Genomic DNA, 14,022 nt, shown 5'->3' on the forward strand with positions numbered 1-14,022 from the left:
CTTCGCGTACACCCTGTACTTGCCCGTGCTACTAAGGTGCCCTCTGGAAAGGGGATTATGATGCGCAAAACATGCCACATGAACCTCTCTAAGGAGTTACTGGTGCGAAACTTTTCAGCATAGCCTGTGCGTGAACGCTGGCTGTTTCATCTGCCACATCCGACCCCAGCAACCTGGCGATTTCCTTAATTCGCCCTTCTCCCGCCAAGCCTTCGATATCAGTAACTGTCGTCTCTTCTTCATCGTGTTTTGCGATTCTGTAGTGACTGGTTCCCGCTGATGCAATTTGCGGAGAATGCGTGACACACAGGACCTGACGGTGACTAGCCAATCGAAGTAACTGTTCGGCTACACTCTGTGCAGCGGCTCCGCTTACTCCCGCGTCGATTTCATCAAATATTAAGGTGTCTACGTCGTCCCGATTCGCCAGCACCGATTTTAACGCCAGCATCGTTCGAGACAGTTCCCCTCCAGAGGCAATTTTTTGCAGGGGTTTCGCTTCCAGACCTTTGTTGGCGCTGAACAACAACAACACATTGTCAAATCCCGTCGGACCAAATTCCGGGGCTCCAGTTTCTGAAACCCGCTTGTCCACCTGCACCGCGAATTCCGCATTTGGCATTTGCAATCCGCGGAGAATGTCTTTCAGAGATGATGTCAGTTCAGAGGCAGTTTCGACTCTGGCCTTGTGCAGGGTGCCAGTTAGTTCAATAAGGCTTGTATAGCATTCCTTTACATGTTCCTGTAACTGAGCGAGTTTTTCCTCATGATTGACATACTCCTCATATTCTGCTTTGATCTGCGTATAATACTCCTCGACAGCTTTCACCGTCGGACCATATTTTCTTTGCAGCGTACGAATCAGTGCAAGTCGGTTTTCGACATCCTCCAGCCGAGAGGGGTCTGCCTCTAGTCGATGAAACACAGCCGATAGTCCCCGAACGGATTCGTCCAAATGCACTTGTGCTGTATCAAGCAGTTCACTGGCTTGATGTATTTCCGCGTCGTACCCGGTAATTCCAGTCAGTGAGTGTGTCGCCTGTCCCAATTGTTGCACAGCTGAATGATCCGAACCTTCAAGGTAGTGCAACACGGTTGCAAGGGTCTCCGATATCTTTTCCACGTGTTGCAATACATCCCGTTCTTGACGCAATTCCTCCTCTTCTCCTGCAACCAGGTGTGCATCTTCAATCTCCCGCATTTGAAACTGCAACATATCCAGACGACGTGCTCGCTCCTGCTCGTCCAAATGCGCAGCGTCATAGTTCGTTTTTGCGGTTTTCCAAGCCTCAAAGGCCCGCAAAACGCTCTTTCTTGTCTCCTCATGTCCCCCGAAAGTGTCCACTAGCCGCAGTTGTTCATCTGGTTTCAACAGCGCTTGCGACTCGTGCTGTCCATGCTGTTGAATCAGCTCGATTCCAAGCTCTCTCAACATATGCACTGTCGCCATCGAACCATTGATCCGACACACCGTTCTACCCGTTTTATACAATTTCCTTGAAATAACCAGAGGCTGGTCTGTGTCTATACCCCATTCTTGGAGCAGTGCACTAGTCCGACGTTTGGCGGTGCCTGTCACTTCAAAGGCTCCCTCCACCACTGCACTGTCACAGCCTTTACGAATTAAGTCCGTTGAACCGCGATTCCCCATCAGTAACCCAATGGCATCCAACAAAATAGATTTACCGGCTCCAGTCTCGCCAGTAAATACGTTCAACCCCGATGTCAGGTGCAGCTGCATTGATTCAATCAAAGCGATGCGCGAAACAGAAATTTCTACCAGCATAGGGTCCCTCCCCTTTAAGGGCTTATATGTGATGGTATGTATCTCGTCCGTGTAGTTTTGTGCGCAGTACGGAGAAAAAATCGCGATCACCCAGCTTAACCAGCGTTGTTTCCACGGAAGACTTGCTCACTGTGACTTCATCGCCAGATTGTAATCTGACACCCACTTGTCCGTCCACAGTTAACCCTAAGTCGTCGTGGGTGGCACGCACTACCATTCGGACGGATTGGTTCGCGTCAATCACGCATGGGCGTGCCATGAGTGTATGGGGACAAATTGGCGTGACAAGCATCACTTGTAAATGCGGAGTCACAATCGGACCTCCACACGACAGGGAGTACGCGGTCGATCCCGTTGGCGTGGAAATTATGACGCCGTCCCCGCTGTATTCCTCGAGCAGGACGTCATCGATGTATACCTCCACGGTAACCATTCTTCCGAATGACCCTTTGGCAATGCCCGTGTCGTTCAAACCTCTTAGCCTGTCGACTTCTACGCCATCCCGGTGGACAACGGATTCGAGCATGACCCGTTTTTCCAGCCGATATTGCCTGTCGATAATCCGCCCCACTGCGTCTTCCAGGTCTGCAGGTTCGGCCTCAGACAGGAAACCCAGATGACCAGCGTTAATTCCCAGCAGTGGAATGCCGTATTCCGCCAGCTGACGCGCCACCCCCAACAAAGTTCCGTCTCCGCCGAGCACAAAAGCCATTTCCACGCCTTGGAGCCTGTCCTGACCAGCTGCGAGTGCCTCATGGGACTCGAAGTGTACAGTCTTGATGTCGGCACCGTGAAGCAAGGTTGTGAGCCGTTCTCTGAGTTCCAGAGCACGCGGTTTTTCAAGGTTTACGAGCAACGCAAAGGTCCGCACTGTAGTAACTCCTTCCTAAAAAGCTAGCGCGCGTGAAACAGAGCCAATGCGGCAATCATCCCCGACAGAAACCAGAGGCTGCGATTGACAAACGTACGCCAACGTACAAATCCCGGTGATTTTAACTGAAAGTCAATCAAGTGCACCTTATCATTGTCAACATCAAGATGTAAAATTCCGTCGACTTGAAAGGCAGTAAAGAGCGGATACCACATGTCTCGCACTTTTTGGCCGCTGAGCCCTTTATCGCGTGCACTCTGCAGTTTTACGGCGTAGGACTTGGCACCTTTCTTCACCACAAAGTCTGCAATGTACTGTTTTCGAAACTCGCGGGAATCGTAGTAGCCGACCCATTCACTACGCTGTCGAATCTTCAGAATTTTGTATCCGTTCTCCTCCAACCATTCTTTTGCAGTACTAAATCGTCCGCGCAAAGGCGTCTTGTTGTCGGATTGCCGCCACTGCCCGAACATCGACTTTAAAACCAACAAAACAAATGCTGCTCCGATTAAAATCGCTGCTGCCTGCTGCCAGCCCATGTGCCATCTCCCCATGGATCCGCCACATTGTGCACTCGATGTTACAGGTTAGGATTCGCTGTTATAATGCGAACGGATGACAATCTCTTCCACTGATTTGCTCTGCAGGGTCTGCCAAGCCTCGATAACAACCTCACGGACACGCTGTCCCCACATTTCTACATCCAGGTACGTCTCATGCTTCCCGTTCATTCGCCATAAGGCCAAATACTCAATGTTACCGTCTCCGCCGGAAATTGGCGAATACTCGATACCACCGCACTCAAGGCCCTCGCTGTAAGCATATTTAAGTAAGTCCTGCAGGACTTCAACATGGATACCAGGGTCGCGAACAATACCGCCCTTCCCCACGCTGCCTTTTCCTGCTTCAAATTGGGGCTTCACCAAGCTGATAATCTGCTTTGGCTCACTTAAGACCTCGAGCAGTTTGGGTATGAGAAGCCTGGTAGAAATGAACGATACATCCATCACTGCAACTTCCGGTCTAGGGTCAAACTCATCAGCTGCCACATGGCGGAAGTTTGTGCGTTCACGAACCACAACGCGACTGTCGTTTCTGAGTTTCCATGCCAGTTGCCCGTAACCCACATCAACGGCATATACCAGCGCAGCCCCGTGTTGGAGGCTGCAATCTGTAAATCCGCCCGTGGAGGCGCCCACATCAAGCACAACCTTATTATCTAAGGATACACCAAACTGTTTCAGGGCACGTTCCAGTTTCAGCCCGCCCCTGCCTACGAATTGATGGGCAGGTCCCGTAATTTGAACTTGCAGGCTCTCTGGAACACTCTGCCCAGGCTTGTCCAGGACCTCACCCTTCGAATTCTTCACCAATCCGGCCATAATAGCTCGTTTGGCTGCCTCTCTGCTTGCGAAACCTCCTGCTTCGGCCACCAACAGGTCAAGTCTGACTTTTTTCATGCGGCCTAACTCCAAGCCTGAATGCGGCTTTGCATTGAATTACTGAGAAACTCCAGGACTTGTGTGGTGATTCCCTCAGCACACAGACCAACATCCTTCAACAACTCTGGACGCGAACCGTGTTCAATGAATTTGTCGGGCAGTCCAATGCGACGTACGGGAACCTGCAAATTATTCTCTGCTAGTACTTCGAGCACTGCCGATCCCATACCTCCCGCAAGAGCGGCCTCTTCAACTGTAACCATCGGACTCCCGGACTTAGCAAAGCGGCAAATCAAGTCCTTGTCAATGGGCTTTACAAAGCGCATATTAACGACAGAGGCCGAGACGCTATGGTGCTTCGACAGTACCTCAGCCGCCTGTAGTGCTTCCGACACCATTGTGCCGAGAGCGAGCACTGTGACATCATGTCCTTGTCGTAAGACTTCACCCTGTCCCTCTGGCAAGAGTGTATATTCTTCGTCGAGATTCACTCCAAGCCCGTCTGTACGGGGATAACGAACAGCTACAGGGCCCTCGAGGTCAAACGCAGTGTATAACATATGCCGCAGTTCATTCTCATCTTTTGGAGCCATAAGAGTGATGTTGGGTATAGCCCGCAAATACGATATGTCAAAAGCCCCCTGGTGGGTCTCTCCGTCCGGTCCAACCAAACCTGCCCTGTCCACCGCAATGACCACAGGCAGGTTCTGGATGCAGATATCGTGAATCACTTGATCGTAAGCGCGTTGCATAAACGTTGAGTAAATTGCCAAGACTGGTTTCTTTCCAGCCGCAGCCAACCCGCCGCAAAAGGTAGCCGCGTGCTGCTCTGCAATGCCGACGTCGTACAACCTGTCCGGGAATTCCTCTCCGAATTTGGTCAAGCCTGAACCAGGGACCATTGCCGGCGTCACGGCCACTATATCCTTATCCCTTTGCGCCAGCTCAGTGATTGTGTCTGCAAAAATTGAGGTATAAGATGGTACAGTTTTCTTTTTACTTGAAGGCCAAGCATGGAACTTGTCAGGGGCCGCTTCTGCATCACCGTACCCCTTCCCTTTGCTGGTAATCATATGAATGAGCACCGGGCCTTTAATTTGCTTTGCATCTTCAATCACGCGCATGACTTGGAGCAAATTGTGACCGTCTACAGGTCCCAGATATTTAAACCCAAAGGCCTCAAACAACTGACCTGGAAGTATCATTTGGCGCAACGAGTCCTTTGTCCACTCTAACGTCTTGCTCAGACGCGAACCGATGGCAGGTACCCGACGCAACAACTGCTCAATTTCTGCCTTTGCCTTTGAATATGTGGGATCTGTACGAAGCCTCGTCAAATACCGTGAGACTGCTCCGACATTCTGCGCAATAGACATTTCATTGTCATTGAGAATTACCGTAAAATCTGTGCCCACGTGACCGGCATGGTTTAGTGCTTCCATGGCCATGCCGCCGGTTAATGCACCATCTCCAATAACACTGACAACACTGTAATTATCGTGGTTCAAGTCGCGCGCAACAGCCATTCCCAATCCAGCAGAAATAGAGGTACTGGCGTGACCCGCACCAAATTGGTCATGTTCACTTTCATGCCTTCTCGGAAAACCGGCCATTCCTTTAAATTTCCGCAACGTGGGAAAGCGATGTTTGCGGCCAGTCAAAATCTTATGAACGTACGACTGGTGACCTACATCCCAAATAATCTTATCAGTCGGGCTGTTGTATATCCGGTGCAACGCGACCGTCAACTCAACAACGCCGAGGTTTGCTCCAAAGTGTCCCCCTGTCTGTGAGACGGAGTTAACTAGAAACTCACGAATCTCATTCGTCAGCACCACGAGTTCTTCTTCAGAAAGATGTTTTAAATCAGCTGGTTGATTTATGTTTTCAAGTATCGTTTGTGACACCCCGTTTCGTTCCGTCCTCCCTATCGTACCCCAATAACGGGCTATCTGAAAACCATGGAATTCGGCAGGAAGAGTCACTTCTTTGAAAATCGTAATACGATTAGTATACCTTCTACAATTTTTGAGGCAAACAAAATGATTGGTGTAGGCGCGTGAATCGCCACAGTCTTTCCATAGGCTTTCGCGCCCACTGTAATTGAAGTTGTGAAAGCTGTCAGTACAATCACGAGCAGCTCATCAATCCATCCATGAAAATGAAAGGAATGCGCCATCTGCACGGCCACAGCCAAAGCTCCCGCCCCGCTGAGAACGCCGGCAATGTCACCAACCACGTCACTGCATATACTTGAGACTTTCTCGGCATTTCGGACAATTTGAATGGCTCTTCGCGCACCAAAGACCCTTTTTGAGGCCATGGCGTGAAAAGGCGTCTCACGAGCAGCCGCTGCAGCAACACCGACCATATCAAAGACAGCCCCAATTATTACAATCAGCAAAACGGTGATGGCACCAACGTACCACGATGCCGAATTTAAAAAAATAGTGGATGTATCAAACACTCCACCAAGCGGGAAGGACACGGCTGTCACGACAACAATAAATAACAGCTCGCGGCGTCCTACAATTTTTTTCATATGTACATAAAACCCCCGTCATTACATCGGGAAAAACACATGGGTGGTAATTCAATGAGTAAACGCTGTGGCTTAGGTCCAGTAGGTTTTCCCAGAAGCGAACCTTAACGTCACCATTAAGGTGGTTTCCACTTACTCACTTCTTGACAGCGTTGCCGTCTGTCAGACTGGATTACCACTTAGACCACACTATAATCCTCATTGAATCTCGCTGTGGCGAACAGCCTAGGCGTTTTCCGCTACAGTCGCTGCCGTCCCTTAGTCTCTTTTGCAGTACTGATTTCACACGGCACCAGCTGTATCGACTCGGCCAAGTCGGTACGGCCTGCTTCCCGGATCCTTCAGCACCACTCAAGACAGGCTACGCTGCACACAGTCTGTCCGCATGCAGGTTCATACCCCAAGCCGTGACTCCACTGAAGAGCAAGCCACGCACTTGGGCCTCCGCGAAAGCTGGGTCAGGGTCCGCATGCCATTGCGGGCTGCCCAACTTTCTTAACTCCCAGCAACAACCCAAGGCTGGGCGCCTCAAGCCACCACCAGGAACTTCATCGATGTGCCCTTTGGCGGATTTTTAGCCCCGCCCTCAGAGACGGACGACTGACTAGAATACTGCACCACCCACGGAACTAATACTATTATAACATACGACGGCTGCGGACCATCATGCCTGTCTGACTAGAAAACCACCAAAACGGCTGTCCCGGTCAAAAGCAGGCAAGTTCTCAGCAAGAGCTTTGGCATGCGGCGCCGCACGTCGCTATACGCTGCCAGAGAAAATTACCAGTTTCCTCTCGACCGAAATCGCTGTGTGTCCAATAGCTTCGGAATCTGCGGCAGCCTCCCCAATTGATTTACGTCACTGATGCTTTAGGACTGTCTGTTCACGAGGAGCTCAGCGAGTCCGTACAAAACAGAATCACCGAGGCCAATCCCACGCAAAGAGGCCAATGCAGACTGGAATTCTAATTCAATGCGGCGGTGTGTTTCCTCAATGCCAATCAGGCTTGGATAGGTCAACTTCTCGGCCACAGCATCCTTGCCTGCCGTCTTCCCGAGTTGCTCAGAGGTTGCGGTGACGTCCAACACGTCATCCACCATTTGATAGGCCAGTCCAAGGTGGAGGCCGTACTCCGTCAAGGCTGTAAGCTGTGGCTCGTCCACGTCAGCGAACAAACCTCCAAGCACAACAGAGGCCATAATCAATTTCCCCGTCTTGTGGCGGTGAATGAACTCTAGGTCTGCTTCTGATCCATCACCATGTTCCTTTTCCATGTCCACGAACTGCCCGCCAACCATACCGTATGGACCCGCGGCATCGGCCAAAGTCCGAACCATGCGTAACACGAGTTGAGGACGAATCGTATCGAGGCCCGCTAACTCAGAAAAGGCTTGTGTAAGCAGTGCATCACCGGCCAACAATGCAGGGGCTTCGCCGAATACCTTGTGATTTGTTGGCTTACCCCGACGCAAGTCGTCGTCATCCATCACCGGAAGGTCGTCGTGTATGAGTGAATAGGAATGAATCATTTCGATGGCTGCAGCGGCTGGCAGCGCGGTTCGAGGGTCCTTTGCGAAAGATTCCACCGTGGCCAAACAAAGTACAGGTCTTAAGCGCTTGCCGCCTGCCAACAAACTGTAGTTCATCCCGGCAAACAGAGCCGCCGGTCGCTGGGTTTCGGACAAGAGCTGTGAAAGATAATCGGACACCATTTGGGCTCGAGACCGCAGATATGCTTTTGTAGTTTCAGACGAATGACCCGCCATGGCTTTATGCACCTTCCTCTGCACTTCCTGCCTTCTGTTCATCCGGTGCACTTTCTGACGCCTGTTCCGGTTCGGTCCGCGCGTCCATCAGTTGCTCAATTTCCAATTCTGCCTGATTCAACTGTTTCCTACAGTATTGAACCAGCTGCATGGAAGTTTTGTACTGCTCAATGGACTCGCTCAAAGGTAAATCTCCAGACTCGAGCTTCTTAATCGTTTCCTCCAAGGATTGCATGGCTTGCTCAAATGTTAAGTCTTGATTGTTCGAATTCTCCACGCTCGTCCCCCTCCTGTCCTATTGATTTGACACGTGCACGAATCGTTCCGTCAGCCACTCGAACAGAGATACTTTCACTGGGTCTCACCTGTTTCGTAGAATGTACAATGTCTCCATTTGCTTGAGTTACCACACTGTATCCACGCTTCAAAATACTTAAAGGATTCAATCCCTCAAGTTGTGTAATCACTTGAGTTAGTTGGTTATTGTTGCGACTCAGACTCTGGTTCACTTCACTTTGAATGGTATAGGCTGCTCGTTCCAGTCGGCTTCTATACCTTTCAATCCGACGGCTTAAGTCGATACGATACAAACGTTCACCGTCAAAATGCAAGCGCCGGCGTGCTGTCTCCAGAGGACGCACAACGGCCTGAGCCGTCCGGGATTCCAAATAATCCACGTTCTGTCGGGCTAAGTCAATCAGGCGCAGCGGATTGCGCAGGACACTGCTTTGCGCTGCACTTTGCATTCGTTGACGCTCACTCTTCAACTTTACCTTCAATGCTGCCGCAGCACGTTCACCGTATTGCTCCACAGCCGCACTCAATTCTGACAGGCTCGGCGCAATCACTTCCGCAGCAGCAGTGGGAGTCGCTGCTCTGACATCTGCCACAAAGTCGGCAATTGTAAAGTCCGTTTCATGACCGACGGCAGAGACCACCGGAATCGGGCATGCAGCAACGGCTCGTGCGACTGCTTCTTCGTTAAAGGGCCACAACTCTTCCAAAGAACCTCCGCCTCGAGCAATGATAACCACATCCAGGCGCCTTACGCCTGCATCATACGCCTGCAGTTGTCTGAGGGCTTTGACAATGGTTTTCGCCGCTCCTGGCCCCTGCACGCTAGCAGGAGCCAAGACAACCTTAGCTAATGGGTATCGTCGTTCCAGTGTCGAGCAAATGTCTTTGATGACCGATCCCGTTGGTGACGTCGCCACACCAACCACCATGGGATAGCGTGCCAACGTCTTTTTCCTCTGCGCATCAAACAGACCCTCTCGGGAGAGTTTCTCCTTCAATTGCGAAAAGGCGACGTAGAGAGCCCCCACGCCATCCGGTTGCATCGACTCAATGTATAGTTGAACCTGGCCATCTCTATCGAATACCCCAACGTTCCCTGTAGCAATAACTCGCATGCCGTCTTCTGGTCGAAAGGACAGTCGGCGATTCTTGCTGGAAAACATAATGGCACGCACTCGACTGGATTCGTCCTTCAGTGTCAAATACATATGACCGCTGCTGTGGTGTTTAAAATTTGAGATTTCACCCGTAACTGTGCAGTTCAGAAGCCTTGGGTCTGTTTCAATCCGATGCTTGATGAGAGAAGTTAGCTGGCTGACAGTAATCACCTGCGGCGGCTGCGTCAACGCTGTATCAACTCGTATTGTTTGCGGCGTGTGGCTCCAAGTTTCAGTGTATTCAGCATCAGAGTTGCGACCGTCAGCCGGCCCACGCCTCCGGGAACAGGAGTGATGGCCGACGCAACGGGTTCTACGGACGCAAAGTCTACATCTCCCGTCAATTTGCCATCCACTCTGTTCATGCCAACATCGATGACCACGGCCCCCTGTTTAACATGCTCGGAAGTAATCATATTTGCCCGTCCAACTGCAACTACCAATATGTCTGCCTGCTTCGTGATGGCAGCTAAGTCCTTCGTTCGGGAGTGGCACATGGACACAGTTGCATTGGCTTCCAGAAGTAGCATCGCCATAGGTTTGCCAACAATGTTGCTGCGCCCCACTACGACGGCATGCCTGCCCTCGGTTTCAATTCCTTTCAACCGCAACATCTTCATGATGCCGGCGGGAGTACAGGGCCAGACTGCCCCCTTCATCCCTGATACATTTCTCCCAACGCTGATTGGATGAAATCCGTCAACGTCCTTCTCTGGAGAGATTTTATCCAAGACGGCATCCTCATCAATGTGCTTGGGTAAAGGCAGTTGTACCAGAATTCCGTCCACGCTGTCATCCTGATTTAATCTATCCACAATGCCAAGCAACTCTGCCTGCGTGGTATCAGACTGCAAGCGAATAATTTCACTATCCAGGCCGACTTCACCTGCCACACGTTCCTTGCTGCGAACGTAAGTGGCAGATGCAGGATCGTCACCAACAAGGACCACGGTCAGTTTCAACTTGATTCCGTGCTGATCCAGTACGTCCAGGTCAGACTTCGCTTCCTCACGAATCAATCCAGCAATCTCTTTGCCATCCAGAATTGTAGCCACGCTAGTCTCCCGCCTTTCCATTCGCTAGTCCTGAATTTGCATATGCTAGTCCTGATTCTGCACATAATGAACGAAAAAGTCCACACAGAAGTGTGAACTTTTCCTTGGTCTTTCTATCACTGTTTCCGACTGCTGCTGTGACCCGGACTCAGCCGAGCATTCGGATCGATGTACGTTTTGGCATTGTTAACGGCTGTTGGTGCCTCCCCGAAACCTGTTGCAATCAACTTGATTTTCCCTGGATAATTGACGATATCCCCTGCTGCATAAATACCTGGAATGTTCGTTTCCATCTTTGTGTTCACGACAATTTCGTTGTTTTCAATCTCTAGTCCCCACTCTGTAATGGGCCCTAGAGAGGCCGAAAAACCGAGTCCACTGACAATCGTATCTACTTCAATTCGTTCCGTTTCCTTCGATTTGTTGTTAATCAGCGTCGCAGCCTCCAAAACACCGCTCTCGCCATGCAAGTCGTGCAGTTCCACAAATGTCTTCACATTGATACTGGAGTCATACAGCTTTTTGACACTTTCCTCATGCGCACGAAAACCATCCCGTCTGTGAATCAATGTAACCTGTTCTGCCACTGGCTCAATCATTAAGGCATAGTCAACAGCAGAGTCTCCGCCGCCAATTACGAGAACCTTTTTTGAGCGAAATTGATCAAGTTTGTCAACATAGTAGTAAATCCCGTGTTCTTCATAATCCTTTGCCTTGTCAGTCGGAAGCGGTCGAGGTGTGAAGACTCCGATTCCAGCACAGATAATAATCGCCCGGGACAGGTGAATCCGCTTGTCCGTCTTGAGCTCAAAGACGTCGTCTTCACGCCGTTCCAAGCTGACAACCTCTTCATTTAAATTGACTGCTGGATTGTACTGAAAAGCCTGTTCTTTAAGGCTTTCTACCAAATCTTTTGCTAGCACTTTAGGATATCCGCCGACATCGAAAATATACTTCTCCGGATACAAAGTAGCCAACTGTCCGCCTAGTTCCGGCAAACTGTCAATAATCTTGCAAGATGCATTTCTCATACCGCAGCAAAACGCAGCAAAGAGTCCCGTCGGACCTCCGCCAATAATGGTAATATCATAAATCTTCTCATCCCGGCTCAATGCCTGTTCCGTAGCCAAATGGGTCCCCTCCTCTTTCATATACCACCGACACTTTGATAAATTCCTCGGTCATTATACCGCACGCCTGTAAACCTTTCCATACAGGCCCACTTCATTGTACCGAATTTGCCATGAGTTAGCTCTAGTTAACCCAATTTTCAGACGTCTACAGTGTCACCTTTTCACTGTCCCGACTGCAGCGTGCTTACCTAACATGAAACGCCGACCGATTGTCGCAACGCCTAAAGCGTTGTCTCGAGAAAACTCCGGCGGGGCGAACAAAGGCCTTAACGATGGCACCAAGACAGCTAGACGATGTGCTATCCTGTGCCTTATCTGTGCATTTGCTGCCACACCGCCAGCAATGACCGCAAACCGCGTATGTGGATGGAGTTTTGATGCATGGAGCAGCGCCTTGACGACGCTATTCGCAATGCAATTTTCAACGGCCAGTGCCACTTCTGCCTGTGGTGTACCGGTATCAAGGGCTCTTAACGCAGCTGAACACGGCCCTGAGAAACTGATGCGACACTCCTGCACACGCGACGGCAGACGAAACTCACTGTTGACCGTCTCATTGGCTGCGCGCTCCAGCATGGGACCGGCGGGAAATGCAAAGCCCATGGCGACACCGACGCGATCGACAAATTGGCCGGCATGTAAATCCAGACCTTCACCCAACAGAGACACGTTATAGCCGAACTCGGTTCTGCGGGCCAACAGCACATCGGTTGTACCACCGGAAAGGTGCACGGCGAAGTGGCTGTTACCGCTGGTGGCCTCTTCTAGGAAGTACTCTGCCGCAGCGATGTGTCCCTCTTGATGTGAGGTTCTATAGACAGGTACATTTGCCATGAGAGCCAGCGTTTCGGCAAAACTGACTCCTGCTTTAAATACGGGCATGTAGGAACGCATCAAGGGCCGCGGGTGAGCCGACACACTTACGAGAGCAAATTCAGCATCAGGGTCTTCTGCCGTCAACTGTTGTCTGAGTCTTGCAAACACCTCAGGCATTTGCTGAACATGAAAAAAGAGTGCGTCAGACTGACGCAAACCCTTATCTCCAAGCGGCACCGGAAGGAGCTTTCTTGAGTCTGCCGCAACTCGTCCGTCACTCAATCGAACTGCACACATTGATGTTGTATAGTTACTCGTATCTATTCCCAAAACATACACAGCTTTAATCCACCGTATCTGAAGAATCATCGGAATGGCGGTCGTGGTTCCGAGCTCGCGCCGCTGTCGCATTAGGCAACACTCTTGCTAACACCCCGTTGACAAACTTTCCCGACTCATCCGTACTGAAGTCTTTCGCCAATTCGACAGCTTCATTGCAGATGGTGGCTACATCCACATCGTGTTCATATTGTAATTCATACAAGGCCATCCGGAGGACATTCAAATCAACGCGTGCCATGCGATTTAGCTTCCATCCTTCAACATGCGCTTCTAGAACATCGTCCAGGTCAGCACGATTCTCACGTGTACCAAGAACCAACCAATGCAAGTATTTCACATCTTGGGGCTGCACCGCAGCGACTTCTTCCATGACGTGCGCCATTGCGTCATTTGCATCCCCTCGTCCAAGATCGATCTCAAACAATGCTTGCAGGGCTTTTTGTCTGACTTCATGACGTTTCATATCAACACCCCGCTTATCTCTTTCATAATGTCAAATTCATAATGTCAAAACTGCCCTCCCAATGGAGGTAAGACGTTCACAGTGCAACGGAGCGTTCGTCAAGACGAACGCCAAATCAATCGCCGTAGCGTTCGGACAGCAGTCGTTCAACAACCTGCTTCCACGATTGATTCTCTTCCAACACTCGTCCAATCACGAAGCCGACTGCCCCGAGTATAAGTAGGAGTATTATGGCCCAGAAGCCAAATATCATCCACAATATCCAAATCACGACGCCAGCCCACATACCTAACCAGCGTCGCTTCATTTGCATCATGTTGGTGAGCATCCGTTGCAACATTTGCTTCATGG

Annotated in this window: 14 protein-coding genes; all 14 read right to left on the reverse strand. The window is 50.6% G+C overall.

Annotated features, from left to right (window positions below):
* Window positions 1-88: 88 nt before the first annotated feature.
* Window positions 89-1,786 (reverse strand): DNA repair protein RecN, encoded by a 1,698-nt coding sequence (gene recN, locus GI364_RS13150; protein ID WP_198849740.1) that lies wholly within the window; start codon window positions 1,784-1,786, stop codon window positions 89-91.
* Between the two features lie 22 nt (window positions 1,787-1,808).
* A complete protein-coding gene (locus GI364_RS13155) occupies window positions 1,809-2,657 on the reverse strand; it encodes an NAD(+)/NADH kinase (protein WP_198849741.1) in 849 nt (282 codons plus the stop codon).
* A gap of 23 nt (window positions 2,658-2,680) precedes the next feature.
* A complete protein-coding gene (locus tag GI364_RS13160) occupies window positions 2,681-3,196 on the reverse strand; it encodes a hypothetical protein (RefSeq protein WP_198849742.1) in 516 nt (171 codons plus the stop codon).
* Window positions 3,197-3,244: 48 nt separating this feature from the next.
* Window positions 3,245-4,117, reverse strand: coding sequence for a TlyA family RNA methyltransferase (locus GI364_RS13165; protein WP_198849743.1), 873 nt, complete (start codon window positions 4,115-4,117; stop codon window positions 3,245-3,247).
* Between the two features lie 5 nt (window positions 4,118-4,122).
* Window positions 4,123-6,006, reverse strand: a complete 1,884-nt coding sequence (dxs, locus tag GI364_RS13170; RefSeq protein ID WP_198849744.1) for a 1-deoxy-D-xylulose-5-phosphate synthase — start codon at window positions 6,004-6,006, stop codon at window positions 4,123-4,125.
* 74 nt (window positions 6,007-6,080) lie between these two features.
* Window positions 6,081-6,641, reverse strand: a complete 561-nt coding sequence (locus GI364_RS13175) for a CNNM metal transporter family protein (RefSeq protein ID WP_198849745.1) — start codon at window positions 6,639-6,641, stop codon at window positions 6,081-6,083.
* Window positions 6,642-7,511: 870 nt separating this feature from the next.
* Entirely contained in the window at window positions 7,512-8,432 is a 921-nt protein-coding gene (locus tag GI364_RS13180; RefSeq protein ID WP_233095784.1) for a polyprenyl synthetase family protein, read from the reverse strand.
* A complete protein-coding gene (gene xseB / locus GI364_RS13185; RefSeq protein ID WP_233095785.1) occupies window positions 8,413-8,685 on the reverse strand; it encodes an exodeoxyribonuclease VII small subunit in 273 nt (90 codons plus the stop codon). The genes GI364_RS13180 and xseB overlap by 20 nt, the downstream gene beginning before the upstream one ends.
* Entirely contained in the window at window positions 8,651-10,051 is a 1,401-nt protein-coding gene (gene xseA, locus GI364_RS13190; RefSeq protein WP_233095786.1) for an exodeoxyribonuclease VII large subunit, read from the reverse strand. The genes xseB and xseA overlap by 35 nt, the downstream gene beginning before the upstream one ends.
* Window positions 10,048-10,938, reverse strand: a complete 891-nt coding sequence (gene folD, locus GI364_RS13195) for a bifunctional methylenetetrahydrofolate dehydrogenase/methenyltetrahydrofolate cyclohydrolase FolD (RefSeq protein ID WP_198849746.1) — start codon at window positions 10,936-10,938, stop codon at window positions 10,048-10,050. Before folD ends, xseA begins: the two co-directional genes overlap by 4 nt.
* Window positions 10,939-11,033: 95 nt before the next feature.
* Entirely contained in the window at window positions 11,034-12,047 is a 1,014-nt protein-coding gene (locus GI364_RS13200; protein WP_304503159.1) for an NAD(P)/FAD-dependent oxidoreductase, read from the reverse strand.
* Between the two features lie 156 nt (window positions 12,048-12,203).
* Window positions 12,204-13,277, reverse strand: coding sequence for a tRNA (adenosine(37)-N6)-threonylcarbamoyltransferase complex transferase subunit TsaD (locus tag GI364_RS13205; protein WP_233095787.1), 1,074 nt, complete (start codon window positions 13,275-13,277; stop codon window positions 12,204-12,206).
* Complete coding sequence (gene nusB / locus GI364_RS13210; RefSeq protein ID WP_198849748.1) at window positions 13,210-13,671, reverse strand: transcription antitermination factor NusB; 462 nt, start codon at window positions 13,669-13,671, stop codon at window positions 13,210-13,212. The genes GI364_RS13205 and nusB overlap by 68 nt, the downstream gene beginning before the upstream one ends.
* A gap of 115 nt (window positions 13,672-13,786) precedes the next feature.
* On the reverse strand, window positions 13,787-14,020 hold the full coding sequence (locus tag GI364_RS13215; RefSeq protein WP_233095788.1) for a DUF2273 domain-containing protein: 234 nt from the start codon (window positions 14,018-14,020) through the stop codon (window positions 13,787-13,789).
* Between the last annotated feature and the right edge of the window lie 2 nt (window positions 14,021-14,022).

Source organism: Alicyclobacillus sp. SO9 (assembly GCF_016406125.1).
Taxonomy (GTDB): Bacteria; Bacillota; Bacilli; order Alicyclobacillales; family Alicyclobacillaceae; genus SO9.